The following is a 26,287-nucleotide window of genomic DNA, read 5'->3' on the forward strand; positions in this document are numbered from 1 at the left end:
GCAGAACATGGGTGGGCCGGTATTCGCCACGAGGTTGGCGCAGCGCCGTTTCAGTCGATGCCACCCGATGTTTCACGGCAGTGACGAAGGGCGCCGGAGTGTTACGCGCCGATGAACCGCTGTCACAGGGGCCGAGCGTTCCGTTACCGCGTCGCCATCATCGCCGGCCGCTCAGACGGCCCGGCCGACGCCCGCCGCATCGGGGGTGTCGGGCATAAGGGTGATCAGCTGCTCGCTGAGATCGGCGATCTCCGGTACGTCGCCGAACTGGCGCACCGCCGTGTCCACGGTCTTGCGCAGCCGGTTGTTCACCCGCTCCGAGCGCACCCGCTGGGCGAGCGGCAGTGCCTTCTCGGTCACCGCCGCGCACTGCTCGGGCCGCTTCTGGAGGAGATGGACAGTGGCCATGCCGATCAGGTTGAGCGCATACGAACGCTGATGGCCGCCCTCGCGCTCGGCCTCCTGGCCGAAGAGCTCCACGGCCCTGCGCATCACCGGGTCGGCGAGCTCCGCGTAGGTGGGGCTGCGCCCGGCCACATAGGCGAGATCGCGGTAGGAGTGGGCGTTCTCCGCGTTGAGCTCGGCCTCGGAGAAGAAGTCGATCCAGTCCGGGTCGCCGTCGCCCGCGGCGCAGTCGGCGAAGGTGTCCTCGGCCATCTTGACCGCGCGGTGGCATTTGCTGGGCTGGCCCATATTGGCGTACGCGCGGGCCTCCATCGCATACAGCATGGCCTGGGTGCGCGGGGTGCCGCTCTCCCGGCTGCCGTACTGCGCGAGATGGATCAGCTCCAGCGCGTCGTCGGGCCGCCCGACGTGGATCATCTGACGGCTCATGCTGGAGAGGATGTAGGAGCCGAGGGGCCGGTCGCCGGATTCCTTGGCGGCGTGCAGCGCGAGCACGAAGTACTTCTGCGCGGTGGGCTGGAGCCCGATGTCGTAGCTCATCCACCCGGCCAGCTCGGCGAGCTCGCCGGCGACCTTGAACAGCCGCTTGGAGACCAGCTCCGGATGCGGCTCCTGCAGCAGATCGGTGACCTCGTGCAGCTGGCCGACCACCGCCTTGCGGCGCAGGCCGCCGCCGCACTGGGCGTCCCAGGCGCGGAACATCGTGATGGTGGACTCCAGCAGCTCCAGCTCGGGCTCGGAGAGCCGGGAGATCCGCCGGGTGCGGCCGCCGTCCGACGGCCGGGCGCCCGCGGGCTGTCCGCTCGGCGAGGGGACGAGCCAGCGCTGCATGGGCTCGATGAGGGCCGGGCCCGCGGAGAGCGCGAGCGAGGTGCCGAGGAAGCCGCGCCGGGCGAGCATCAGATCGCTGCGGGAGAACTCGCCGATCAGCGCGACCGTCTCCGGACCGGCCCAGGGAAGGTCCACCCCGGATACGGACGGTGACCGGTGGGCCGGGCGCAGCCCGAGGTCCTCGATGCCGACGACACAGCCGAAGCGCTCGGAGAACAGCTCGGAGAGGATGTGCGGAATCGGCTCGCGCGGCTGCTCACCGTCCAGCCAGCGGCGCACCCGCGAGGTGTCCGTGCTGATGTGATGAGCACCTAACTGCCGTGCTCTGCGGTTGACTTGACGCGCCAGCTCGCCCTTCGACCAGCCGCTCCGCACGAACCACGACCCCAATTGCGCATTGGGGCGCTTCTCAGCACCGCCGCCACCGTCGCCCACTGGAACGCCCCCATCCCACGAATCTTCCCGGACCGCCACCAGAATGCCCTCTGTCACGGTCTGTTGTCCCCGCGATACGGCGCATCAACCGTCCGGGCGAGGAACCGCTTCATGCCAGTGGCATGTACCGATCCGTACTCCGCCGGTCATCAGCCCGCACTCCACCGAGCATCACTCTCGGGGACTGTGCACTGAAAGTAATCCTACGATCACGCCTCCGGCGAGGGAGTTCGCGAAAACGCCACCATTCGCCACCCCTTCGAATGAACCCCTTCATCGATCCGCACGATTCACTTGACACCGGGGCGACCGGGAAAGGTGAAGCGGTGCGCACGGGGGCGCACGAGTCGCGTCACACCACCTCCGTCACATCGAAGCGCACCACCGCCGCACCACAGCGGCGACGGAGCGTCATCACCACACTCCTGCTCGTAACCATCGAGAGCGCGACCCGTTGGAGGGGGCATGGGCTTCACGATCGGCGGCATCCGGGACATGCGGTCCGGCTCACGGCGCCGCGGCCGTGCGTCCGAGTCCACGACGGTGGCGGAGTACACCGGGCTGTGGGGCTGGGACGTGGTGCCGGGCGCCCGGGCAACACGGGGCACGAGTGGCAGCAGAAACGAATGTTCATGTGGCGCGGCCGACTGTGCCTCCCCCGGCGCCCATCCGCTCTCCTTCGCCTCCGGCGTCCCGGCGGGCGCCACCCTCGACGCCGCCGCGGCCGCGTGGGAGGAGGTCCTGGGGGCCGCCGTACTCCTTCCCGTGGGCCGTTCGTTCGACGTCCTGGAGGTCGCGGAGTACGCGGGCCGCCACGCCCTGGTCCGGCTGGAGCGAATGGGGCTTCCGCTCGGCCCGGTGGCCGTCACTCCGCACGGGCGCGCCCAGTTCTTCGTCGCCCCGGGCGCCGCCGCCGAACTTCCCGAGCTGCTCTACCGCATGGGCTGGGACGACGCCGAGCTCGATCTGCGCTGTCTGGGCCCCGGCGACCATGTCACCGCCCCGCCCTCCGACCTCGGCGGCCTCGGACCGGTCCGCTGGCTGCGGCCGCCGGCCTTCGACACGGCGGGCCGCCCGCCGCACGCCCGGCTGGTCCTGGGCACGCTCGCCTATGTGAGCCACCGGGCCGGGGCCTGAAAAAGCCGGACGGGCTGGATGGTCGTCCAGCCCGTCCGGCGTGTTGACACGGGGGATGTGCCCACCGGGCTCAGTCGCCGATCAGCGCGTCGACGAACGCCTCCGGCTCGAACGGCGCGAGATCGTCCGCGCCCTCGCCCAGCCCCACCAGCTTGACCGGCACGCTCAGCTCGCGCTGGACCGCGACCACGATGCCGCCCTTGGCGGTGCCGTCCAGCTTGGTCAGCGCGATGCCGGTGATGTTCACGACCTCCGCGAACACCCTCGCCTGCACCAGGCCGTTCTGCCCGGTCGTGGCGTCGAGCACGAGCAGCACCTCGTCCACCGCGCCGTGCTTCTCCACGACCCGCTTGACCTTGCCGAGCTCGTCCATCAGGCCGGTCTTGGTGTGCAGTCGCCCCGCGGTGTCGATGAGGACGACGTCCGCGGACTCGGCGATGCCCTCCTTGACCGCGTCGAAGGCGACCGACGCCGGGTCGCCGGCCTCGGGGCCCCGGACCGTACGGGCGCCGACCCGCTCGCCCCAGGTCTGCAGCTGGTCGGCGGCGGCCGCGCGGAAGGTGTCGGCCGCGCCGAGCACGACCGACTTGCCGTCGGCGACGAGTACGCGCGCGAGCTTGCCGGTGGTGGTGGTCTTGCCGGTGCCGTTGACCCCGACGACCATGACGACGCCCGGCTTCTCCTCACCGTTCGTGCCCACACCGCTCTCGGTGTGCACGGTGCGGTCGGCCTCGGTGCCGACCAGGCGCAGCAGCTCCTCGCGGAGCAGACCGCGCAGCTCCTCGGGGGTACGGGTGCCGAGCACCTTGACGCGCTCGCGCAGCCGCTCGACCAGCTCCTGCGTCGGCGCGACGCCGACGTCGGCGGTCAGCAGGGTCTCCTCGATCTCCTCCCAGGTCTCCTCATCGAGGCGCTCCCGGGACAGCAGCGTGAGCAGTCCCTTGCCCAGGGTGGTCTGGGAGCGGGAGAGCCGGGAGCGCAGCCGCACCAGCCGGCCGGCGGTGGGCTCCGGGACCTCGATCGGCGGGACCTCGGGGACGACGGGGGCGGGGGCCTCCGCGGTCGCGGCCGGGGCCTCGGCCCCGGGCAGGTCCACCTCCTCGATGGTTCTGCGCGGTTCCTCACGCGGGGTTTCGGCCTCCTCGCCGACATGCGGCTCGGCGGGCGGCGCGGTGACGGACGGGCTGCTCGACGGTGCCGAGGGCAGTCGCTTCTTTTTGCGGCTGCTGATCACAAGCCCGCTGGTCGCGGCGAGCACGACCACAGCGATGACTACAGCAAGGATGACGAATTCCATAACCCACCCAGTATCAGCCACGAGCCGGAGCGAGTCATTCGCCTCCCAGTCCGGCTTCCCGGGCGCGCACGATCGCCTGGGCGCGGTCACGCACCTGGAGCTTGGCGAAGATGGAGCCGACGTGGTTGCGTACGGTCTTGTCGGTGACCACCAGCCGCTGGGCGATCTGGCGGTAGCCGAGTCCGGCCGCGAGCAGGTCCAGGACCTCGCGTTCGCGTGCGGTCAGGGTGGGGAACGCCTCCTTGGCCGAGGCGGAGCCGGAGGCGCCGAGCAACGCCCCGAGCCGTTCCGCCATCCGCGGGCTGAAGACCGCGGCGCCGCGCGCCACGGTGTGCAGCGCCCGCAGGATCTCGTCCCGGCCCGCGCCCTTGAGGAGGTAGCCGCGGGCCCCGGCGCGCACGGCGGCCAGCAGGCTGTCGTCGTCCTCGGACATCGTCATGACCATGACCCGCACCTCAGGGCGGTCGCACAGGATCCGCCGGGTCGCCTCCAGACCGGACCGGCCGGGCAGCCCGAGGTCCATGACCATGAGGTCGGGACCGGTGCGCCCGGCCTCGGCGACCGCCTCGTCCGCGCAGGCCGCCTGGCCGACGACGGCGAAGGCGTCGTCGAGGTTGACGGCGGCGGCCAGACCCTCGCGGAAGAGCGGATGGTCGTCCACCAGGAGTACGCGCCACTGCGGCGGTTCCGCGGTTGCTGTCACTGGGTCGGGGTCCTTTCCCAGGGCGTGGTTGACGCGATGAGCGCTGTGCACCCCTCATGTCCGGTGGTCTTCCGGTGTTCCTCGGGGTTGCCGTGCTCCCCGGGCCCGGCCAGCGGTAGTACGGCGTGCACCACCGTGCCCGTCGCGGATCCGGTGACCGAGCAGGAGCCGCCGATCTCCTCGGCCCGCTCGGCCACCGAGGCGAGGCCGATGCCGGGCACCGCGGTCTCGCGCAGGCCACTGCCGTCGTCGATGACCTTGACCTCCAGGGTGTCCGGGCCCGCCGTCAATTCCACCCCGACCTGGCGCGCCCGGGCGTGTCGTACGGCGTTGGTGAGCGACTCCGCCGCGATCCGGTACGCGGCCGTCTCCACGCCCGGCGACAGCGGGGGCAGCACGGCCGGGCGGCTGGCCACGCTCACCCGCAGCCCGTCGACGCCCAGCCGGTGCGCCAGATCCCGAACGGCCCCGGTCAGCCCGCGCTCGGCCAGCGCGGCGGGGGCGAGGCCCGCGGTGATCCGCCGCACCTCGACCAGAGCCTCGGCGAGCGTCTCGGCGGCCTCGCACAGCTGGGGGCGGGCCGGGTGGCCGGGCGGGCAGGAGGTCTGGGCGATGTCCAGGCGCAGCCGGACGGCGGCCAGCTGGGGGCCGAGGCCGTCATGGATCTCCCGGCGCAGCCGGCGGCGCTCCTGTTCGCGGGCGAGCACCAGCCGCTCGCGCGCGGCCTGGGCCTCCTCGGCCAGGCGCAGCGCGGCGAGCGCGGGAGCCGCCTGGTCGGCGAGCAGGGACAGCAGCCCGCTGTCGCGCTCGGCGGGGGTGCCGGAGCCGTCGCGGGATACTTCGAGGCGGCCGACCGTCCGGCCGTGCAGGCGCAGGACGAAGGTCTGCACCGGGCCGGTGAGCGGCGCCCCGGCGGCGGCCAGGCATCTGGGCCCGGCGCGGGTTGCGACGCTGACAGCGGCGCCCGAGACGCCGAGGTCCTCCACGGCGCTGCGGCAGATCTGCTGGGGCACCTCGCCCGGGTGCGGGGCCTGCTGGAGCCGTACGGCCAGGGCGCTGACGGCTTCGTGCGGGCGGGCCCGGGGCCCGTAGAAGGCGCGCTCGACGCGGAGCGTGAGCCAGCGGGCGCTCGGCCGCAGGGCCCAGCCCAGGACGAGCGCGCAGCCCGCGGCGGCGGTGGTGGCCCCGCTCCGTACGGAGGGGACGCCCGCCTGTACCGCGACGACCGCGCAGACGACGACGGCGGCCAGTGAGGTGAGCACGAAGGCGCGGGCGAGGCGGTGGCTGGTGGAGCGGTCCAGTCGCCATATGCCGGTGCGGGCGACGCCCAGGCAGATGGCGGCCGCCCAGACCGCGCTGCCCACGGTGCGGGCCACGATGGTGGGCATGCCCTCGCCCCACTCGGACAGCAGCAGGGAGACACAGGCCGGATAGGCGCCTGCGAGCAGCGCCCAGTCGCGCCGCTCGGCGCCCCGGGAGGCGGCCGCGCGGCAGCACAGGGCCGCGGTGACCACCGCGGCGACCGTGCGCAGCACCCATGGCTCGGCCTCGGCGTAGGTGCCCAGCTGGTCGAAGGCCCACTGTCCGCACGCGGTGCCGAACGCCGGGTTGGGCACGGTGCCCACCAGCGGCTCGCTGATCAGCCACAGCACCGCGTAGCCCAGCCAGTAGGCGGACGCGCCCGCGCTGATCGCCCACCACTGCCACCGGCGCTGGGCGCCGCGCGGGAAGAGCCACAGCGGCAGCAGGAGGACGGTCAGCGGGCGGCAGACCATCTTGGCGGCGGCGAGCAGCAGCGACAGCAGGGCGCCGGTCGTGCCGAGGTCGGCGAGTCCCAGCAGTCCGGCCGCGGCCGAGGGCAGCAGCCACAGGCCCCCGGCCACCAGCAGGACGCTGCCGTACCGCCGCGCCGACCGCTCGGCGAGCAGGAGTACGCCGACGCCCAGCACCGGGACGCCGACGGCCACCCGGGTCAGCACGGTGGCGCCGCGGGGGCGCGGGTAGGTCAGGGCGAGCCATTGGTCGTTCACCCGCAGCAGTCCGGCGAGCCAGCCGGCCAGCACCACCACGAAGAGCGCCGATATCCCGCCCGCGGCCCGCACGGCGCGGTCCTTCGGCAGTGCGGCACGTCCCATGTCAGGCGGCGACCGGCCCGTCGGCGAGGGCCCGGGGTCCGCTCGCGCGGGAGCCGCCCCTGACCCACAGCGTGACGTAGTTGTCGCTGCGGCCGGGGCGGCACTTGTACTCGTCCCATCTGTGGTGCTGGATCCCGGCCTTGCCGGCCCGCTGACAGGCCCCGGTGGTGTCGAAGTGGCCCGCCTCCCGCCAGGACGCGTCCTCGGACGCGGCGGCCGGGGAGGCGGTGGAGGTCCACATGACGGCTGCGGCGATCATGCCGAGTGCGGTCGTCGCGCGGATTCGGGAAGGGCGCATGGTCGATCTCCTTGTTCTCGCCCCCGTGCCCTACCCGCCGCCGCGGCCCTGAAGTGCGGGGACGCCCCGGCCCACCCGAACCGGTGACCTCCTAGCACCCCCGTTCCGTATCGAGCGGCCTTGGCGTGGTGGACGCGGGTGCTCACCAGACGAGCGTGAGTACGGCGACGGCGATGGTCTCGGCCTCCCCGTAGGGCAGTCCGAACCGCATCAGGGCGAGCATGATCGGCTGCGCCGCCCAGGTCTCCAGCGTGTCCAGGAAGTTGGCGAGCCGGTGTGCGTACCGGCGCACCATCGCGGTCTCGCGGGGGCTGAGCCGGCTGAGCAGCTTGGCGAGCAGTGTGCCGCCGTGGTGCAGCGCGGTCACCAGCAGTCGCTGCCGGATGAGCTGTGCGTCGGCGGGACCTGGGCCGTCGGCGGCGAAGAGCGCGGCCCCGGCGGCTTCCAGTTCCCTGGTGTCGCCGGCGCTCAGCCGGACCCTGGTGACCAGGTCGTCGATGTCGGCCCTGGTGATGAGCGGTTCCCCCGTGCTGATCGTCACACGCCCTCCTCGTACGGCGGTCCGGATTCCGGCCGCCCTCGGCGGACCGGGTTTTACGATCAGCCGCCCCGCGTCCCAGGCGCATGAGTCATCCGCCCCGGCCGCGCCCGTGTGTCCGCCTGTGCCGGAGGTCCGTACCACGGTGTCCGGCCCATGACCGTGGTGATATGACGGCCCGTCAGCTACGGTCGGGGGCTTCCGGGGGCCGCCCAGGACGAAGGGGACATCCGCCATGCCCGTCACGGTCGTACGCCTCAACCTCGTCGATCCCGCCGCCACGCCGCGCACCCTGTCCGAGCGGTACCGCGCCGCCGTCGAGATGGCGGCGTTCGCCGAGCGGAACGAGTTCTGCCCCGCCTCAAGGACTGAGGCGGGGCAGTTCTCCTGTACGAGGAGTGGGCGGCGGGGGGGTTTAGCCCATCTCCTCCAACGCCTTGCCCTTGGTCTCCGGCACCCACTTGAGGATGAAGGGGATCGAGAGCAGGGCGAAGGCCGTGTACATGATGTAGGTCGCCGACAGGTTCCAGTCCGACAGGCTCGGGAAGCTGGCGGTGATGGCCCAGTTGGCGATCCACTGGGCGGAGGCGGCGACGCCGAGGCCGGCGGCGCGGATCTTGTTCGGGAACATCTCGCCGAGCAGCACCCAGACCACCACACCCCACGAGAGGGCGAAGAAGAGCACGAAGGCGTGGGCCGCGATCAGGGCCAGGACGCCCTGGGTGTGCGGGAGCTTGCCGTCGACCAGGTTCGCCGAGAAGGCCCAGGCCACCAGGGCGAGCGAGACCGCCATACCCACCGAGCCGATCAGCGCGAGCGGCTTGCGGCCGATCCGGTCGACGAAGAGCATCGCGATCACGGTGCCGAGGATGTTGATGATCGACGTGGTGAACGAGTAGAAGAACGAGCTGCTCGGGTCGACGCCGACGGACTGCCACAGGGTCGAGGAGTAGTAGAACGCCACGTTGATGCCGACGAGCTGCTGGAAGACCGACAGTCCGACGCCGATCCAGACGACGGGCAGCAGACCGAAGCGGCCGCCGAGCAGGTCCTTGAAGGTCGACTTGTGCTCGCTGCGCATCGCCCGCTCGATCTCGTCGACGCGGACGTCGAGGTCGACGGTCTTGCCCTCGACCTCTTCCAGGACCTTCTTGGCCCGGTCGATCCTGCCCACGGAGATCAGGAAGCGGGGCGACTCGGGAATGACGAAGGACAGCAGCCCGTACACGACGGCCGGGATGACCATGACGCCGAGCATCCACTGCCAGGCCTCGAGGCCGGCGATCTTGCCGCGCTGGTCGCCGTCGGCGGCGTTGAGGATGCCCCAGTTGACGAGCTGGGAGAGGGCGATGCCGATGACGATCGCGGCCTGCTGGAAGGAGGCGAGACGGCCGCGGTACGCGGGCGGGGCGACCTCGGCGATGTAGGCCGGGCCGATCACGGAGGCCATGCCGATGCCGACGCCGCCGAGCACTCGCCACATGGCGAGGTCCCACAGGGCGAAGGGCACCGCCGAGCCGACCGCGCTGACGGTGAACAGGGCGGCGGCGATCTGCATGACGCGGATCCGGCCGATGCGGTCGGCTATCCGGCCGGCGGTGGCGGCGCCGATGGCCGAGCCGATCAGGGCGACGGCGACGACCTGGGCGAGGGCCGCGGAACCGACGTCGTACCGGCCACGGATGGCCTCGACCGCTCCGTTGATCACCGAGCTGTCGTAGCCGAAGAGAAAGCCGCCCATCGCGGCGGCGGCGGTGATGAAGATGACGTGGCCGAGATGGTCCGGTTGGGCCTTACGGCCCTCGGACCCCTGCGCCTGCACGGTGGTGGTCAACGTGAACTCCTGTTGGCCCGCCCGGCAACGCTGCCGGACGTGGGGGGCTGGCTGGCCCTTCCAGCGGAGGCTCAGCCGAGAGGTCGGCCACCACTTGAAGGTAAAAGCAACGTTGCAGAGACTATTCCTTCAAGTTTCGAAGTCAATAGGCTGTGACTAAGAAGTTGTCCTTAGGCGTCGACACGCCGCTCAGACCCTTGACTTCAAGTATTGAAGCAGTCACCGCAAGCGTTGACTGATGACCTTGGATACCCCGTCGCCCTGCATCGATACGCCGTACAGCGCGTCGGCGACCTCCATCGTCCGCTTCTGGTGAGTGATCACGATCAGCTGGGAGGCCTCCTGCAGCTCCTGCATGATCCGGATCAGCCGCTGCAGATTGGTGTCATCCAGCGCCGCCTCGACCTCGTCCATCACATAGAACGGGCTCGGCCGCGCCTTGAAGATCGACACCAGCAGCGCCACGGCGGTCAGCGAGCGCTCACCGCCCGACAGCAGGGACAGCCGCTTGACCTTCTTGCCCGGCGGCCGGGCCTCCACATCCACCCCGGTGGACAGCATGTCGTCGGGGTCGGTGAGCACCAGCCGCCCCTCCCCACCCGGGAACAGCCGCGAGAAGACCCCCTCGAACTCGCGCGCGGTGTCCCGGTAGGCCTCCGTGAAGACCTGCTCGACCCGCTCGTCGACCTCCTTGACCACCTGGAGGAGATCGGCCCGGGTCTTCTTCAGATCCTCCAGCTGCGCGCTCAGGAACTGGTGCCGCTCCTCCAGCGCCGCGAACTCCTCCAGCGCCAGCGGATTGACCTTGCCGAGCTGCTGGTACGCGCGCTCCGCCGCCTTCAGCCGCTTCTCCTGCTGCGCCCGGACGTAAGCCACCGGCTGATGGCGCGGATGCTCCCCCGCGGCGGAGCCGCTATCGGATGCGGTCTCCGGCAGCACCTCCCCTTCCGCAGGAAGGGACGGCGGTACGAGCTGGTCGGGGCCGTATTCGGCGATCAGCCCGGCCGGTTCGACGCCCAGCTCCTCCAGCGCCTTCGACTCCAGCTGCTCGATCCGCAGCCGCTTCTCCGCGCCCAGCACCTCGCCCCGGTGCACCGAATCGGTCAGCTTGTCCAGCTCGCTCTTGAGATCGCGCCCCTGATTGCGCTCGGCCACCAGCTCGCGCTCGCGCTCGGCCTTGGCGCGCTCCGCCGCGTCCCGCTCCTCGGCGGCCCGCACCAGCGAGACCTCGACATGCGCGAGCAGCTGCCGGGCGCCGGCCGCCACGGCCGAGGCCACCTGTGCCTCGTGGCGCAGCCGGGCGCGCCGCTGCTCGGCGCGCGCCCGCGCCTCGCGCTCGGCGCGCGCGCCCCGGTCGAGCGCGTCGGCCCGACCCGCGAGCCCCTTGACGCGCTCCTCATGGGTGCGGACCTGGAGCCGCGCCTCCATCTCGGTCTGCCGGGCATTGGCGCCGTCGGCCGCCAGGCGGTCCCGTACGGAGGTGTCGGGCTCCTCTTCGCCCGGCTCCTCCTCGGCCACCACCAGTCTTTCCGCCAATTCCTCGGCCTCCTCGGCCGCCCGCTCCAGGGCCTCCTCGGCCCTCGCGACGGCCGCGGCCGTCCGCTCGGCCTCCCCCGCCGCCCCGCGCGCCTGCCCGGCCAGCCGCCCCAGCGACTGCGCGACCTGCGACTTCTCCCGGTCGGCCGCGCTGCGCCGGGCCGCAAGATCCTCGACGAGCGCCCCGCACTCGGTCCGCCGCTCCTCCGCCGCGCGCTGCGCCCCGGCCAGCTCCTCGCACCGTACGGCGAGCTCCTCCAGCTCCGCCGCCGCCTCGTCGACGGACGCCTGCACCTCCAGCAGGCTCGGCGCCCCGGCGGACCCGCCCTGCGCGAAGTGGCCCCCGAGCAGATCGCCTTCGGCGGTCACCGCCGTCACCTCCGGTCGCCGCCGGACGAGTTCCTCGGCGTCCTCGAGCGTCCCGACCACCACCACGCCGTCCAGCAACCGCCGCACGGCGGCCAACAGCCCCGCGGGCCCGTCCACCAGATCCGCCGCCCGAGCCGGCCCGTCGGCGGGGCCGGGCCCGCTCCTGGCCCCCGGAAGGCTGACGCCCGCCCCGGCGGACACCGCGCCGTTCGCCTCCGCGTCCTCCCCGCCCTCGGCGGAGGAGTGCGGCACCCGCACGGAGGCGAGGTGACCGGGCGGCCCGCCGACGGCGGAGGCCGGGCCTTCGGACCCCGCGTGCGGCGAGGCGGACTCCAGGGGCCCGCTGCCGTCGGCGGGGCCCGCCGCACCCCCGCCATCCGGCCCCGGAGCCGCGGCCACCGGGCCCGGGCCCCGGGCCGTCGCGACCTCGGCCGTGGCCCGCCCGAGCGGCGCGGGCGAAGCGTCGGAGGAGCCCGGCACGACAGCAGCGCCGTCGCCGACGCCCCAGGACGTGTCCGCCGGGCCGCCCGGGGCGGAGGGGTCGGAGGCGACGCGCTGCTCGGGAGGGCCGCCCGGCTCTCCCGGCCCGCGCCCACCGGCCACGTCTGCGGCCACGCTCGCCGCCCCAGCGCCCTCCGGCCCCGGGACCGCGGCCTGGTCGGGCTCCGGCGCGGACGAGGCGGCGGGAGAGCCCGGCCCGGCCGACAGGCCCGGACCGGATCGGTCGGCGTCGTCTCCGTCGCCGGCAGCGGACGGCCCCCGCAGGGAGCCGTCGTCCACGGCCTCGGACCGGCTGCCCGGCACGGCGGCGGCCGGTGGGGGCGCCGCGCCGTTCAGCAGCAGGGCCGCGCGGCCGGCGTCCTGCTGACGCAGCAGCCGGATCGCTTCGGCCGCGGCGTGGGGGTCGCTGACGGCGATCGCGTCGGCGGCGGCGCCCAGGGCCGCGGCGACGGGCACCTCGAAGCCCGGGGTGACCGTGAGGAGTTCGGCGGCGGGGCCGAGAAGGCCGGTGAGGCGGTCGGCGGCGGCGAGGAGGGCGCCGGTGCCGTCCTTGCGGCGCAGGCCGAGCGCCAGCGCGTCATGGCGGGCGGCGGTCGCGGCGCGCCCGCGCTCGGCGGCCGTCGCGGCCTCGCGGGCCGCGCTCAGCGCCGCCTCCGCCTCGGCCAGCTCGCGCTTCGCGGCCTCATGGCGCTCCGCCAATTCCGCGTCGTCCGCGTCGAGTCCGTCGACCTCGGCCTTGAGCTGCTCGTACTCCTCCTGCGCGGCGACCGCGCGCGCCTGCGCCTCGTCCCGGGACGAGGCCAGCCGCTCGATCTCGGCGCGCGCCGAACCGGCCCGGCTCCGGGCCGCGTTCACCTGGCCCTGGAGCCGGGCGAGCCCTTCGCGGCGGTCGGCGATGGCACGGGCCACGTCCTTGAGCCGGCGCTCCTCGTGCGCCAGGCTGCGCTCCAGCTCGGCGCGGTGCTCCACGGTGTCGTCCAGGGCGCGGCTCGCCGCTTCCAGGGCGGCCTCCAGCTCGGCTTCCTGTTCCCGGATGCGGGCCGCCTCCCGCTCCATGTCCTCCGGGTCGCGGCCGCGCCGCTCCTCGCCGGGGGCGGCGGTGGCGCTCTTGACCCGGGCGTCCGCGAGGCTGATCGTGCCGCGCACCCGCTCGGCGAGCTGGGAGAGCTCGTACCAGGTCTGCTGGGCGTCCCGCAGCCGGGGCGCCAGCCGGCGTACCTGCTCCTCCAGCGCCGCCTCGCGCTGCTGCGCGGCGCGCAGCTCGGCCTCCGCGGCCTCCTTGCGCTGTTTGAGCGCGGCCTCGTCGGCGACCTCGGCGCGCAGCGCCGCGCGCAGGGTCACCAGGTCGTCGGCGAGCAGCCGCAGCCGGGCGTCGCGCAGATCGGCCTGGATCACGGCGGCCCGGCGGGCCACGGCGGCCTGCCGGCCGAGCGGTTTGAGCTGGCGCCGCAGCTCGTCGGTGAGGTCCTGGACCCGGGCGAGATTCGTCTGCATCGAGTCCAGCTTCCGCAGCGCCTTCTCCTTGCGCTTACGGTGCTTGAGGACGCCCGCGGCCTCCTCGATGAAGGCCCGGCGGCCGGTCGGGTCGGCGTGCAGCACGCCGTCGAGCTGGCCCTGGCCGACGATGACGTGCATCTCGCGGCCGATGCCGGAGTCGGAGAGCAGCTCCTGGATGTCCAGGAGCCGGCAGGTGTCCCCGTTGATCTGATATTCGCTGCCGCCGTTGCGGAACATGATCCGCGTAATGGTGACTTCGGCGTAGTCGATGGGCAGCGCGCCATCGGCGTTGTCGATGGTGAGCGAGACCTCGGCGCGGCCGAGCGGCGGGCGGCCGGTGGTGCCGGCGAAGATGACGTCTTCCATCTTCCCGCCGCGCAGGGATTTGGCTCCCTGTTCCCCCATGACCCAGGAAAGGGCGTCCACGACATTGGACTTGCCCGAGCCGTTGGGGCCGACGACGCAGGTGATACCCGGCTCGAAGCGGAGCGTCGTGGCGGAGGCGAAGGATTTGAAGCCTCGCAGGGTCAGGCTCTTGAGATGCACGCCTTTGGACTCTACCCGGCGCCCTTCCTGCGGCACCGTCGCGCGGACGTGGCGCCGCGGACCCGTCCCGGCTTTTTCCCGGTTTCACGAGTGATCGGTTTCACTGGTGAGGGGGAGGGGCACATCAGTCGGTAAGGGAAGCCGGAAGACGCGACGGAAACGACGAAGGGACGCCGAGGCGTCCCTTGAAGATTCTCAAGCGGCTGACGATGCAGCCCGACCGGCCCTGGGGCTGGGTCAGGCGAGCGCAGGCTCCGCCTGGGATACGTCGATGCTTTCGAGCAGCGAGTCGCCGTGGTGAGCGGCGGCGGACAGTGCGTCGTTCTCGGACTGGATCCGAATGAGCTCGGATTCGAGGTCCTGGACGCGCTGCTGAAGCCGTCGCATCTCGGCGAGGACTCGGGGGTCGGAACCGCCGACGTAACCGAGAAGCGCCTTTGCCATGATGGATGGTCCTCCACACTGAGTGACCGACCGAAGCGGTGTGGGTCGTGAGGGTTCGCACCCGCGAGCTTGCCGAAATTACTACCGTGCTGCGCGGCAAACAGTTAAGGTGCGCGGGGCTTCCAGCGTCTCACCAATTGGTTTGAGGGTCAACACGATCACACGTCGGCCGCCACCGCAGGGGTCGAGAGCGCACCGGCGGCAGGCTGCGCCGCCCTCTCCAAAGGACCCGTGGCGATCGAAAGATCTTCCGTGACTCCGCAGCCTTGCACGGAGCGGCGCCGTTGGCAACCATCAGCCGGTTTCTGCTCATGGCACGCACGGAGGGCGTGGTCAGAGGGGTGCCGGAGGGGACCCATTCGGCCCTCCCCGGTCAGCGGATCTCGAAGGTGTCGTAGCCGCCGCGAGGTGTGTCCCAGATCTCGGTGACACCGTCGACGCGTCCGGGCGTGTCGACGTCCCGCAGCCAATCGAGCAACTGTTCGCATTCCGTGCGCGGGCCCTCCGCGACCACCTGCACCCGTCCGTCGGCGAGGTTCGAGGCGAAGCCGACGAGGCCCCCGATGCGCAGCGCGTTGGCCCGGGTGTACCAGCGGAAGCCGACGCCCTGGACATGACCGCGGACCCACGCGGTGAGGCGGACTGTGTCGTTCATAGATGAACGCTAACCGGCGAATTGGCCACCGAGCACGCGAGATCGGGGCCCGATGGCGTACAGTCCCGGCTCAATAAGACTCACCCACACGAGTGATTCATTACTCGCCCACACGAGTGACACATATTGATGCCGAGCACATTAAGGAAGGCAGGAGATGGGCCGCCATCGACGATCTGCCCCTGGTCCCGCGGTGCCCGCGGCCACCACAGGCCGCCATCGGGGCGCGCGCCGGAGCCCCCTCGCTCCGGTACGGACCGGGCTGTTGGGCGTGTCCGCCGCTGTAGCGGTGGGCGCGGTGGCGATGGCCTCCGGACTGGTTCCGGGAGGCGACCTCGGCGGGGGCAATGACTCCGCCGGCCAGGTACAGGCGGGCGGGCCCGCGGGCTCGGGCCTGGAGGCGCAGGGATCGGAGTCCGCGTCCCCCACCGGCCGCAGCGAGATACCGGCGAGCCGCGGCCACGACCGCCCTCACGCACCCTCCACAACTCCCTCCAAGAAGCCCTCCACGCCCTCCAGGACGCCCTCCACCACCCCGCCGAAGCCTCCGGGCTCCTCCGACTCCGCACGGCCCGGTGGAAGCGCCGGAAACGGCGACAGCGGAAGCAGCGGCGGACACGGCGGCAGCAAGGGCAACGGTGGCAGCGACGGCTCCGGCTCCGGCTCCGGCTCCGCGGACGACGGGGCCTCTCCCCCGGCCGATACGCCCACGACGGAGCCGCCCGGGGACACGAGCACGGCGAAGCCGGGCGGCCGGGAGTCGGCCGTGGAGAAGCAGGTCCTCGCGCGGGTCAACAAGGAGCGGGCCAAGGTCGGCTGCTCTCCCGTGACCGCCGACCCGAAACTCGGCCAGCTGGCCCAGGACTTCAGCGACGACATGTCCCTGCGGGGCTTCTTCGACCACGTCAGCCCGGACGGCGACAGCCCCTGGGACCGCGCCCAGAGCGCGGGCATCCTGGACCTGGGCGGCGAGAACATCGCCCGCGGCCAGATGACCTCGCAGGCCGTCATGGACTCCTGGATGGACAGCTCCGGCCATCGCGCGAACATCCTCAACTGTTCGTACAAGACCATGGGCGTCGGCGCGCACTTCGGCCCGGGCGGACCCTGGTGGACCCAGGAGTTCGGCCGCTGAGTCCGGGCGGAGCCCCGGGGCGTTTTTCGGACACGCCCCGGGGCTTCCGTACGCCCGCACCCGGGGCTTGTACGCCCGTACGACTTCACGCCCGCCGCCCGCACGGCGCCGCTCAGGCGGCCTCGGCGGAGCGGCCCGCCCGATACGTCCGCGCGGTCTCGGCGACGCGCCGGCCGAGGTGGGCACGCGCTGGAGCGCGACGGGCTGGTGCACCGCGAGGCGCAGCCGACCAATCCGCCGCGCGCGGACTACCGGCTCACCGCCCTGGGCCACGTGGTCGCCGAGCGGCTGCTGGCCCTGATCAACCTGGTCGAGGTGCGGATGCCGGAGGTGCTGACGGCCCAGGAGCGCTACGACGGAACGCGCGCCACGAGCGGTGAGACGCCGGCCGGGCGGGGCGTGGCCGCCGGGCGCGGCGGGCGCTGACAGCGCGGGCAGAAGTAGCTGGAGCGGTTCATCCAGGGGCGGCGGCGCATCGCGGTGCCACAGCGGCGGCACGGCTCGTTCTCCCGGCCGTACGCGTCCAGGGAGCGGTCGAAGTACCCGGATTCGCCGTTCACATTGACGTAGAGGCTGTCGAAGCTGGTGCCGCCGACCGCCAGCGCCGCGCTCATGACCTCGCGCACATGGCCGAGGAGTTCGGCGCTGCGGGGGCGGGTGAGGGTCGCCGTCGGCCGGTCGTAGTGCAGCCGGGCGCGCCACAGCGCCTCGTCGGCGTAGATGTTGCCGACGCCGCTGATCAGCGACTGGTCGAGCAGGGCGCGCTTGATGGTGGTACGGCGGCGGCGCAGCGCGGTGTGGAAGGCCGCCTCGTCGAAGGCGGGGTCCAGCGGATCGCGGGCGATGTGCGCGATGGCGTCCGGCAGGCCCTCAAGGTCGCCGGGCACGGTGTCATGCAGCGAGAGACCGCCGAAGGTGCGCTGGTCGACGAAGCGCAGCTCGGTGCCCACGTCGTCGGCGAAGCGGAGCCGGATGCGCAGATGCTTCTCGTCCGGGGCGTCGGCGGGCTGGACCAGCAGCTGCCCGCTCATGCCCAGGTGGGCCAGGACCGATTCGGCGGTGTCCTCGAACGGCAGCCACAGATACTTGCCGCGGCGGCGGACGGTCCCGGTGCGGCGGCCGGCGAGGCGGGCCGCGAAGTCCTCCGCGCCGCCGAGGTGACGGCGGACCGCGCGCGGGTGCAGCACCTGGACGTCGGCGACGGTGCGGCCGCTGACCCAGCGCTCCAGCCCGCGCCGGACCACCTCGACCTCGGGCAGCTCGGGCAACGTGTCTCCTTGGGAGGTGTGACCGATATCAGCTCCGGGCGCGCCCGGAGCGTACGCGGCCCCGCCACGCGGACGGGGCGGCCCCCGACCCCGGGACCGCCCTTGGGCGGCTCCGGGATCCGGGGCGGGGGCTCCCCGGGACGGGGCCCGGGGAGCCGTGACGTGCTAGCGCGCCGTGGTGGAGGCCGTGCCGGCGGCGGTCCCGCTCTCTCCGGCGGCCGACTCGGCCCCGGCGTCGGCGTCGGCCTGCGCCGCCTTGACGGCGGAGGCCTCGTCGGCAGCCGCGCGGATCGCGCGCCAGGCGGCCTCGGCCGCCTGCTGCTCGGCTTCCTTCTTGCTGCGGCCGGTGCCGGTGCCGTACGCGACACCACCGACGCGGGCGGCAGCCGTGAAGGTCTTCTCGTGGTCGGGCCCGGTCTCGGAGACCAGGTACTCGGGGACCCCGAGCCCCTCGGTGGCGGTCAGCTCCTGGAGGCTGGTCTTCCAGTCCAGGCCGGCACCGAGATTCGAGGACTTCTCGATCAGCGGGTCGAAGAGCCGGTGGACCAGCTCCGCGGCAGCGTCGAGCCCCCGGTCGAGATAGACCGCGCCGATCACCGCTTCAAGGGTGTCGGCGAGGATGGATGCCTTGTCCCTGCCCCCAGTGCCCTCTTCGCCCCGGCCGAGCCGGACGAAGGCGCCGAGGTCGAGGCCGCGGCCCACCTCGGCGAGCGCGCGCGAGTTGACCACCGCGGCCCGCAGCTTGGCCAGCTGGCCCTCGGGCAGGTCGGGGTGGATGCGGTACAGCGTGTCGGTGACCACCAGGCCGAGCACCGAATCCCCGAGGAATTCCAGCCGCTCGTTGGTGGGCAGCCCGCCGTTCTCGTACGCGAAGGAGCGGTGGGTGAGCGCACGCACCAGAAGGGCGGACTCGAGCTGATACCCGAGCCGCCCTTCCAGGATCGTGTGGGACGAGGCCGTGTCCGCCTGGACCGCTTCACCGCGCTTACGCGGAGGCGTAGTGGCGTCTGACATAGAGCCTGTCACCCGCCGATCAGACCTCGAGGACCTGGCGGCGGTTGTAGGTGCCGCAGCTCGGGCACGCGATGTGCTGCTGCTTCGGCTCGTGGCAGCGCTCGCACGCCACCAGGGTGGGGACCGCAGCCTTCCACTGCGACCGGCGGTGGCGCGTGTTGCTGCGCGACATCTTCCGCTTCGGAACAGCCACGGCTACTTCTCCTGTGAGTCATCCCCGCGCTGGCGGGGTGCGTTTTCCGTCTCGCCGTCCTGATTGGCCTCGGCGAGTCCCTGCAGTGCCGCCCAACGGATGTCGACGGCGTCGTGATGGTGGTCCGGGTCGTCCGCGAGCCGGGCACCGCAATCGGCGCACAGCCCCGGGCAGTCCTCCCGGCACACCGGCTGCAGCGGCAGTGCGAGCACCACCGCGTCGCGCAGCACGGGCTCGAGGTCGAACAGGTCGGCCTCGAGGAAAAGCGTGTCCTCCTCCTCGGCGTCGTCGCCGGTCTCCGCGTAGCGGCTCCGGTCGTCGGCGTCGGGGTAGGAGTACATCTCCTGGAAGTCCACTTCGAGCTCACGCCCCAGCGGCTCCAGACACCTTACGCACTCCCCTGTCAGCGGCGCACGGGCGGTGCCTGTGACAAGCACCCCCTCCATGACCGACTCCAGGCGGAGGTCGAGCTCCACGGTCGCGCCCTCCCGCACCCCGATGACCTCGATGCCGAGCTCCTTGGGGGCCGCCACGGTCCGCGAGAGCCTTTTGAGCGCACCGGGACGACGGCCCAGCTCGCGCGTGTCGAACACGAGGGGGGCGCGGTGGTCGAGGCGGGCGTTCAGGGCTTCCTGCTTTCTACGGCTGCGGCGAGCCACCCGATCACATGGTGCGAAGCGGGCAGCCTGGATCGCGGACGTACTCGCGACCGAAGAGCCAGGATACTGGACGGGCCGCCGTAGACCCAATCCGCCCGGTGGAGGGGTGCTCTAGCGGCCTTGTTCGTACTGCCGGAGCTGATCGAGGTCGATCATGCTGGTGTCGAACAGGCTGGTCTCGTCGAGGGCGGCACCCGGCTGCTGGTGCTGCTGTTGCTGCTGTTGCTGGAGCTGCTGTTGCTGCTGGAGCTGCTGTTGCTGCTGGAGCTGCTGCTGCTGCTGGAGCTGCTGCTGCTGCTGGAGCTGCTGCTGCTGCTGGAGCTGCTGCTGCTGCTGGAGCTGCTGCTGGTCGGGGACGTAGCCCGCGTTCGGATCGTAGCCCTGGGCCTGGGCCTGCTGCTGCCAGGTGTAGGCGTCCGCCTGCGGATAGCCGCCCTGCGCGGCGTACGGGTCCTGCTGCTGCGGGACGTAACCCTGCTGTTGCGGATAGCCGTACGCGTCCTGTTGCTGCTGGTAGCCCGCGGCCGCGGCGTAGTACGCGGCGTCGGCCGCGGCGACCTCGGGCTGGACGGCCGGCTGGGCCGGGGAGGCCTGGACCGGGGACGCCTGGACCGGGGACGCCTGGGACTGGGCGAGGTCCGCGAGGTAGTCGTCGTCGCTGGTGCGGAGGCCGAGGGAGGCCGCGTCCTGGGCCGCCATATGGGCGGCCAGCTCATCGGCGGGCCGGGCCCCGAGCAGCTTCTGCCGGCCCCGGCCGACCGCCTCCAGGGTCTTGCCGAGGACGGCCGAGACGGCGCCGAGCTTGGTGTCCACGTACTCGTCGGCGCGCTGCCGCAGGGTCTGCGGGTCGGCGCTGCGCTCCGGCCCCTCCTCCGGCTGCCCCATGCCGTCCGGACCGGCGGGGGCGCGGCCCAGGAGCTTCTCCCGGCCGCGGCCCACGGAGCCGATGGTCTTGGTCAGCACGACCTCGAAGTTGGCGAGCTTGCTGTCCACGTAGTCGTCAGCCTCGGCGCGGATCTCCTCGGCCTCCCGGCGGGCCTCGGTGAGGATCCGCTCGGCCTCCTCCTGGGACTGCCTGGCCACCTCGGTGGCCGAGATCAGCGAGGTGCGCTGGGCGTGCGCGGACTCGATGATCCGCTCGGCCTCCTGGCGGGCCTCCTCGACCATCTGGTCGCGGCCGCCGATCAGCTCCTGGGCATGGGCAAGGGAGTCCGGGAGCGCGGCCCGCAGCTCCTCGAGCAGGGCGAGCAGCTGGGCGCGGTTGACCACGCACGAGGCCGACATGGGCATGGACCGGGCGCTGCCGACGGTATCGACGATCTCGTCGAGCTTCTTCTGCACGTCCACTGTGGGTGCTCGCAGACTCTCTGGGTGCGGATGAGAACGAACGCGACGACTGTACGGCCAGGGGACCTCTGCCCGACACCCGCTGACGCCCCGTCAGCCGCTACTTCCGTCCGAGCCGCTCGGTGAGCGCCTCCAGGACCAGCGGGGGCACCAGATGGGAGACGTCGCCGCCCCAGGCCGCGACCTCCTTGACCAGGCTGGAGGACAGGAAGCTGTAGGTGGGGTTGGTGGGCACGAAGAGGGTCTCCACGCCTGACAGGCCGTTGTTCATCTGGGCCATCTGCAGCTCGTAGTCGAAGTCGCTGACGGCTCGCAGCCCCTTGACGATCGCGGGGATCTCGCGCTGCTTGCAGAAGTCGACGAGCAGCCCGTGGAAGGACTCCACCTTGACGTTTCCGTATTGCGCGGTGGTCTGGCGGAGGAGGTCCATCCGCTCGTCCACCGTGAACAGGCCCTGCTTGGACTTATTGATCATCACCGCGACGTAGACCTCGTCGTACAGCTTGGAGGCACGGGCGATGATGTCGAGGTGTCCATTGGTGACGGGGTCGAAGGACCCTGGACAGACGGCGCGGCGCAACGGAATTTCCTCGCTCTCGGGTCCGGTCATGACGCGTTGTCGCACGTCGAGACGGCGCGACCGTACCAAAGCGTGCCCTCGCCGTAGCGACGGGCCCGCAGCCCCTCGAATCCGGCCGGCCACCCGAACTCCCCGCCTCGTGTGCTGCGCTCCACGGTGGCCAGCGCATCGGGCGCGAGCCAGCCTTTATGGAGGAGTGTGAGGAGGATCTCGCGGAGATCGTCATCGCTGACGGCGTAGGGCGGATCGAGGAAGACGACGTCGTACGGGCCGGTGGCGGGAGCCTGTCCGGCAAGGGCCTGTTCGGCCTTGGCAGTACGGAGCTCGGCACCGGGCAGCCCCAGCGTCCGGATGTTCTCCCGGATGGTGCGCGCGGCGCGCGGGTCGGACTCGACGAGCAGCACATGGGCGGCGCCGCGGGACAGCGCCTCCAGGCCGACCGCGCCCGAGCCGCCGTACAGATCGAGGACCCGGGCCCCGTTCAGCGAGCCGAGCAGCGACTCCCAGGAGGAGAACAGGCCCTCGCGCGCCCGGTCCGAGGTGGGTCGGGTGCCGTTTCCCGGCGGCACGGCCAGGCGCCGGCCGCCGGCCGCTCCGGCGATCACGCGGGTCATGGGTGAGGCAGTCCTTCGCGGTGGTCGGGGCAGCGGCGGGCGGTACGCCATGTCGTGGTCGGGCCGCTGCCCCTCCACGATATGGCGTACGGCGCCGGGGGTGGCCGCGCGGCCCCAAGGTCCTGTCCGGCGGCTCACCCCTTGTCCAGGAATTCCTCCCGCTCCTTGTCCAGCAGGGCGTCCAGCGCGGTGCGCAGCTCCGGGAAGCCGGTCAGCTCCGGATCGGCCGAGACGATCGCGGTCGCCTCCTCCCGGGCCGCCACGATGACCTCCTCGTCGTCGATGACGGCGAGCATCCGCAGCGAGGAGCGGACCCCGGACTGGGCCTGGCCGAGCACATCGCCCTCGCGGCGCTGCTCCAGATCGATCCGGGACAGCTCGAAGCCGTCCAGCGTGGCCGCGACCGCGCCGAGCCGGCCACGGGCGGGGCTGCCCTCGGGCATGTCGGTGACCAGCAGACACAGCCCGGCGGCCGAGCCTCGGCCGACCCGGCCGCGCAGCTGGTGCAGCTGGGACACGCCGAACCGGTCGGCGTCCATGATCACCATGGCGGTGGCGTTGGGCACATCGACCCCGACCTCGATCACGGTGGTGGCGACCAGGACGTCCACGTCGCCCGCGGCGAAGCGGCGCATCACCTCGTCCTTGGCATCCGGCTGCATCCGGCCGTGCAGCACCTCCACCCGCAGCCCGTGCAGCGGACCCTTGGCGATCTTCTCGGCGACATCGAGGACCGCGAGCGGCGGCCGCTTCTCCGCCTCGTCCTCGGGGGACGCGGACTTCTCCTTGGCCGCCTTCGCCGTCTTGGCCGCGCTGGGGTCGTCTTCCTCGTCCCCGATGCGCGGGCACACGACATACGCCTGATGCCCGGCGGCCGCTTCCTCCCGCACCCGCTCCCAGGCGCGGGCCAGGAAGTGCGGCTTGTCCTTCGCGGGCACCACATGGGAGGCGATCGGGGAGCGGCCCGAGGGCAACTGGTCCAGAACGGAGGTCTCCAGATCGCCGAAGACGGTCATGGCGACGGTCCGCGGGATCGGGGTGGCGGTCATCACCAGCAGATGCGGGGGCTGCTTGCCCTTGGAGCGCAGGGCGTCGCGCTGCTCGACGCCGAACCGGTGCTGCTCGTCGACGACCACCAGGCCCAGATCGTGGAACTGGACCTTGTCCTCGATCAGGGCGTGGGTGCCGATCACGATCCCGGCCTCGCCGGTGACCAGGTCCAGCAGCGCCTGACGGCGGGCCGCGGCGCCCATGGAACCGGTGAGCAGCACCACCTTGGTGCCCTGCTCCGCACCGCCCAACATGCCGCCCGCGGCCAACTCCCCCATCATCTCGGTGATCGAGCGGTGGTGCTGCTGGGCGAGCACCTCGGTCGGCGCGAGCATCGCCGCCTGTCCCCCGGCGTCCACGACGCCGAGCATCGCGCGCAGCGCCACCATCGTCTTGCCCGAGCCGACCTCGCCCTGCAGCAGCCGGTGCATGGGGTGGTCGGTGGCGAGGTCGGCGAAGACCTCTTCGCTGACCTGCCGCTGGCCCTCGGTGAGGGTGAAGGGCAGCCGGGCGTCGAAGGCGGCGAGCAGTCCGTCAGCGACGGGCTTACGGGGCGCGGCGGGCAACTGGGCGTCGGCCCGGCGGCGACGGGCCAGCGCCACCTGCAGGACGAACGCCTCGTCCCACTTGAGGCGGTCGCGCGCGACGGCGATGTCGGCCTTGGTGCGCGGCCGGTGGATCCTGGCGAGCGCCTCGGGGAGCGTGGCCAGTCCGCGGCCTTGGCGCAGGGCGTCGGGCAGCGGGTCGACGAGGCCTGCCAGCGCGGCCTCCTCGTGTCCCGCGGGGCCCAGGACGGTGTCGACGGCCTGCTGGATCTGCCAGGACTCCATCTGCTTGCACGCCGGGTACAGCGGCAGCAGCTGGTTGGCGAACGCCTCGACGGCGTCCGCGCCGCTGTCCGCGCTCAGCGGTTTGAACTCCGGGTGGGCCAGCTGCCGCTTGTGGTTGAAGACCGAGACCTTCCCGGCGAACATCGCTCGGCTGCCGGGCAGCAGCTCCGCGCGAGGCTTGTGGATGCCCTTGCCGAAGAAGACCAGCTGGAGACGGCCGCTGCCGTCGGTGATGGTGACCTCCAGGCGCTTGCCCCGGCCGCCGTTGAACGTGTGCACCCGGGCGTCGGCGACCTGGGCGACGACGGTCACATGCTCGTCGAGCGGCAGATCGGACAGCCGGGTCAGCTCACCGCGCTCCGCGTACCGCCTCGGGTAGTGGTGCAGCAGATCGCCGACCGTGTGCAGGTCGAGATGGTCGGCCATCACCTTCGCGGTGTTGCCGCCGAGGACCTTCTTCAGGGGTTCATCCAGCACGGGCACGCAGTCCATTGCACACCACCGCACCGACAATCGGGATCATTCGATGCCTATGATCAGCGGCACGGTGGGCTGGCCGCCGTGGTAGACGACCGTGTCGACGGCGAAATGGCCGTCCCGTACGTGCCGCTCCAGCCGTTCGGCGAGCTCGTCCGGCAGGCCCTCGCCCAGCACCAGGGTGACCATCTCGCCGCCCGCGGCCAGCATCCGGTCCAGCACGGTCTCGGCGGTCCCGGCCAGCTCGTCCCCGATCACCGCCACATCGCCGTCGATCAGGCCGAGGACGTCCCCGGCCTGGCACACCCCGGCCATGGTCCAGGACTGGCGCTCGGCGACGGCCAGTTCGGCGTGGCGCGTGGCCCCGGCGGCGGAGGTCATGGCGACGACGTCCTCGTCGAAGCTGCGGCCGGGCTCGTGGACGGCGAGCGCGGCGATGCCCTGGACCGCGGAGCGGGTGGGGATGACCGCGACCCGTACGCCCTCGGCGCGGGCCTGCGCGGCGGCGGCCGCCGCGCAGTGGTGCAGCTCGGTGTCGTTCGGCAGCAGGACGACCTCCCTGGCGTGCGCCCGCCGGATCGCCTCGGCCAGTTCACCGCTGGCGGGCGGCTCGCCGGGGCGGGCGACGACCGCGGTCGCGCCGGCCTCGGCGCACAGCGCGGCGAGCCCGTCGCCGGGTACGACGGCGACGACGGCGCGGGTGGCGCGCTCGGGGCGGGGACCGCGGGACGGCTCCTGGTCTCCGGGCTCCGCCCGCTGCCCGGCGGCCGGGTCCGGGCGGCCCGGCTCGCCGGTGCCCGCCTTATGGACGGCGGCGCCGCCGAAGTGGGTGATGCGGATCCGGTACGGGCGCCCGGCCTGGATGCCCGCCTCCACGGCGGCCCCGGCGTCGTCCACATGGATGTGGACATTCCACAGGCCATCGCCGCCGACGACCACCAGGGAGTCGCCGAGCGCGTCCAGCCGCTCCCGCAGCCGTACGACGGCCGCTTCCTCCGCCTCCAGCAGATAGATCACCTCGAAGGCGGGCCCGGCCCCCGGGGAGCCGTCGGCGGGACAGCCCTCAAGGTCCCGCTCCAGGGGCGCGGGGCGGCCCCCGCGCGGGCGTCCCAGCGCGGCGGGCGGTGGAGGCGGGGCCTCGCCCGACAGCGCCTCGGCGAGCCCGCCCAGGACCGTGACGAGGCCGTAGCCGCCCGCGTCGACGACTCCCGCACGGGCGAGGACGTCGAGCTGCCCGGGGGTGGCCTGGAGCGCCGCACGGGCCCCTTCGTACGCCGCGCGGGCCACGGTGCCGATGTCGTCGCCGGTGGCCCGCTCGGCGCCCTCCGCCGCGGCCACGGCGACCGTGAGGACGGTGCCCTCCACGGGGTGCGCGACGGCCAGATAGGCGAGGTCGACCGCGCGCCGCAGGGCCCGGCGCAGCCCGTCGGCCTCGCCCTCCGGGGAACCGTCGCCCCCCGGGCCGTCGGCCAGGACGTCCGCCATGCCGCGCAGCAGCTGCGCGAGGATGGTGCCGGAGTTGCCCCGTGCGCCGATCAGCGCGCCGTGGGCCATGGCGCGCACCACATCGGCGACGGTGGGGCGGGAGGCCGAGGCCGAGGCGGCGTGGCCGTTGAAGGCGGCGTCGACCGCCTGGGCGGCGGATTCGACGGTCAGATACAGATTGGTGCCGGTGTCCCCGTCCGCGACCGGATAGACATTGATCGCGTCGATGTCCTCGCGGGCCCGGCCCAGCGCGTCCAGCGCGAGCCCGCACCAGATCCGTACCGCATCGGCGTCGAGCGTGTGCGGCACGTACGTCCTCCTCGGGACGGCTGGGGCGGGGTCGGTCATCGCGTCATCGCAGGGTAGTCGCCGCCCTCGGCGAGTGCCGGGCCAGCCATGATAGTTTCGTTGTACGGGAGTGGCCGTTGTATGCTGCTCCGGTTGCCCGATGAGAATCGGGCCATTCCCCCCTGG

General features: G+C 72.6%; 21 protein-coding genes and 2 pseudogenes. 4 read left to right on the top strand and 19 right to left on the bottom strand.

All coding sequences use genetic code 11. The features are described 5' to 3' along the window. Positions 1-171 precede the first annotated feature (171 nt). Entirely contained in the window at positions 172-1,671 is a 1,500-nt protein-coding gene (locus tag ABZS71_RS19680) for a hypothetical protein (RefSeq protein ID WP_356211793.1), read from the bottom strand. A 465-nt stretch (positions 1,672-2,136) separates the two neighbouring features. Between ABZS71_RS19680 and ABZS71_RS19685 the strand changes: the two genes are divergently transcribed. Then, entirely contained in the window at positions 2,137-2,808 is a 672-nt protein-coding gene (locus ABZS71_RS19685) for a bifunctional DNA primase/polymerase (RefSeq protein WP_356211724.1), read from the top strand. A 70-nt stretch (positions 2,809-2,878) separates the two neighbouring features. Here the strand turns inward: ABZS71_RS19685 and ftsY are convergent, their stop codons facing one another. From ftsY to ABZS71_RS19710, 5 genes are all read right to left on the bottom strand, one after another. Further along, positions 2,879-4,105 carry a signal recognition particle-docking protein FtsY gene (gene ftsY / locus ABZS71_RS19690; RefSeq protein ID WP_356211727.1) on the bottom strand — a complete coding sequence of 409 codons (1,227 nt, stop codon included), beginning with the start codon at positions 4,103-4,105 and terminating at the stop codon, positions 2,879-2,881. A gap of 34 nt (positions 4,106-4,139) precedes the next feature. Further along, complete coding sequence (locus ABZS71_RS19695) at positions 4,140-4,808, bottom strand: response regulator transcription factor (RefSeq protein ID WP_356211729.1); 669 nt, start codon at positions 4,806-4,808, stop codon at positions 4,140-4,142. Continuing rightward, positions 4,805-6,943: a histidine kinase gene (locus tag ABZS71_RS19700; RefSeq protein WP_356211731.1), complete on the bottom strand. Its 2,139-nt coding sequence runs from the start codon at positions 6,941-6,943 to the stop codon at positions 4,805-4,807. The genes ABZS71_RS19695 and ABZS71_RS19700 overlap by 4 nt, the downstream gene beginning before the upstream one ends. A gap of 1 nt (position 6,944) precedes the next feature. Continuing rightward, positions 6,945-7,241: a hypothetical protein gene (locus ABZS71_RS19705; protein ID WP_355846315.1), complete on the bottom strand. Its 297-nt coding sequence runs from the start codon at positions 7,239-7,241 to the stop codon at positions 6,945-6,947. 142 nt (positions 7,242-7,383) lie between these two features. Further along, positions 7,384-7,782, bottom strand: a complete 399-nt coding sequence (locus tag ABZS71_RS19710) for a hypothetical protein (RefSeq protein WP_355846312.1) — start codon at positions 7,780-7,782, stop codon at positions 7,384-7,386. Between the two features lie 232 nt (positions 7,783-8,014). Here ABZS71_RS19710 and ABZS71_RS19715 point away from each other — a divergent pair. Next, positions 8,015-8,119, top strand: a pseudogene (locus ABZS71_RS19715) (LLM class flavin-dependent oxidoreductase); the annotation flags it as partial. Between the two features lie 75 nt (positions 8,120-8,194). Here ABZS71_RS19715 and ABZS71_RS19720 read toward each other — a convergent pair. From ABZS71_RS19720 to ABZS71_RS19735, 4 genes are all read right to left on the bottom strand, one after another. After that, positions 8,195-9,613 carry a sugar porter family MFS transporter gene (locus ABZS71_RS19720; protein WP_355846309.1) on the bottom strand — a complete coding sequence of 473 codons (1,419 nt, stop codon included), beginning with the start codon at positions 9,611-9,613 and terminating at the stop codon, positions 8,195-8,197. Positions 9,614-9,832: 219 nt separating this feature from the next. After that, on the bottom strand, positions 9,833-14,062 hold the full coding sequence (locus ABZS71_RS19725) for an AAA family ATPase (protein ID WP_356211734.1): 4,230 nt from the start codon (positions 14,060-14,062) through the stop codon (positions 9,833-9,835). A gap of 237 nt (positions 14,063-14,299) precedes the next feature. Next, positions 14,300-14,506 (bottom strand): hypothetical protein, encoded by a 207-nt coding sequence (locus tag ABZS71_RS19730; RefSeq protein ID WP_355846303.1) that lies wholly within the window; start codon positions 14,504-14,506, stop codon positions 14,300-14,302. A gap of 373 nt (positions 14,507-14,879) precedes the next feature. Next, entirely contained in the window at positions 14,880-15,161 is a 282-nt protein-coding gene (locus ABZS71_RS19735) for an acylphosphatase (RefSeq protein WP_355846300.1), read from the bottom strand. 271 nt (positions 15,162-15,432) lie between these two features. Between ABZS71_RS19735 and ABZS71_RS19740 the strand changes: the two genes are divergently transcribed. Further along, complete coding sequence (locus tag ABZS71_RS19740) at positions 15,433-16,296, top strand: CAP domain-containing protein (protein WP_356211737.1); 864 nt, start codon at positions 15,433-15,435, stop codon at positions 16,294-16,296. Positions 16,297-16,479: 183 nt separating this feature from the next. Continuing rightward, positions 16,480-16,722: pseudogene (locus ABZS71_RS19745) on the top strand (winged helix-turn-helix transcriptional regulator); the annotation flags it as partial. Here the strand turns inward: ABZS71_RS19745 and mutM are convergent. The 9 genes from mutM to ABZS71_RS19790 form a co-directional block, all read right to left on the bottom strand. Continuing rightward, positions 16,647-17,564 (bottom strand): bifunctional DNA-formamidopyrimidine glycosylase/DNA-(apurinic or apyrimidinic site) lyase, encoded by a 918-nt coding sequence (gene mutM, locus ABZS71_RS19750; protein WP_356211741.1) that lies wholly within the window; start codon positions 17,562-17,564, stop codon positions 16,647-16,649. The pseudogene ABZS71_RS19745 and the gene mutM overlap by 76 nt on opposite strands. Positions 17,565-17,729: 165 nt before the next feature. Then, positions 17,730-18,578 (bottom strand): ribonuclease III, encoded by an 849-nt coding sequence (gene rnc / locus ABZS71_RS19755; RefSeq protein WP_356211743.1) that lies wholly within the window; start codon positions 18,576-18,578, stop codon positions 17,730-17,732. A gap of 19 nt (positions 18,579-18,597) precedes the next feature. Next, a complete protein-coding gene (rpmF, locus tag ABZS71_RS19760) occupies positions 18,598-18,771 on the bottom strand; it encodes a 50S ribosomal protein L32 (RefSeq protein WP_009714764.1) in 174 nt (57 codons plus the stop codon). Positions 18,772-18,773: 2 nt separating this feature from the next. Then, entirely contained in the window at positions 18,774-19,397 is a 624-nt protein-coding gene (locus ABZS71_RS19765) for a YceD family protein (RefSeq protein WP_355846501.1), read from the bottom strand. Positions 19,398-19,541: 144 nt separating this feature from the next. Next, a complete protein-coding gene (locus ABZS71_RS19770) occupies positions 19,542-20,777 on the bottom strand; it encodes a cell division initiation protein (RefSeq protein ID WP_356211745.1) in 1,236 nt (411 codons plus the stop codon). A 100-nt stretch (positions 20,778-20,877) separates the two neighbouring features. Continuing rightward, positions 20,878-21,387: a pantetheine-phosphate adenylyltransferase gene (gene coaD, locus ABZS71_RS19775; protein WP_356211747.1), complete on the bottom strand. Its 510-nt coding sequence runs from the start codon at positions 21,385-21,387 to the stop codon at positions 20,878-20,880. Then, the gene (rsmD, locus tag ABZS71_RS19780; RefSeq protein ID WP_356211750.1) at positions 21,384-21,971 is read right to left on the bottom strand and encodes a 16S rRNA (guanine(966)-N(2))-methyltransferase RsmD; all 588 of its coding nucleotides are present in this window, start codon (positions 21,969-21,971) and stop codon (positions 21,384-21,386) included. Before rsmD ends, coaD begins: the two co-directional genes overlap by 4 nt. Positions 21,972-22,105: 134 nt before the next feature. Further along, complete coding sequence (recG, locus tag ABZS71_RS19785; protein ID WP_356211752.1) at positions 22,106-24,343, bottom strand: ATP-dependent DNA helicase RecG; 2,238 nt, start codon at positions 24,341-24,343, stop codon at positions 22,106-22,108. Between the two features lie 27 nt (positions 24,344-24,370). Further along, positions 24,371-26,161, bottom strand: coding sequence for a DAK2 domain-containing protein (locus ABZS71_RS19790; RefSeq protein WP_356211754.1), 1,791 nt, complete (start codon positions 26,159-26,161; stop codon positions 24,371-24,373). Between the last annotated feature and the right edge of the window lie 126 nt (positions 26,162-26,287).

Source organism: Streptomyces sp. NPDC005393, from assembly GCF_040606675.1.
In the GTDB taxonomy this organism is placed as follows: domain Bacteria; phylum Actinomycetota; class Actinomycetes; order Streptomycetales; family Streptomycetaceae; genus Streptomyces.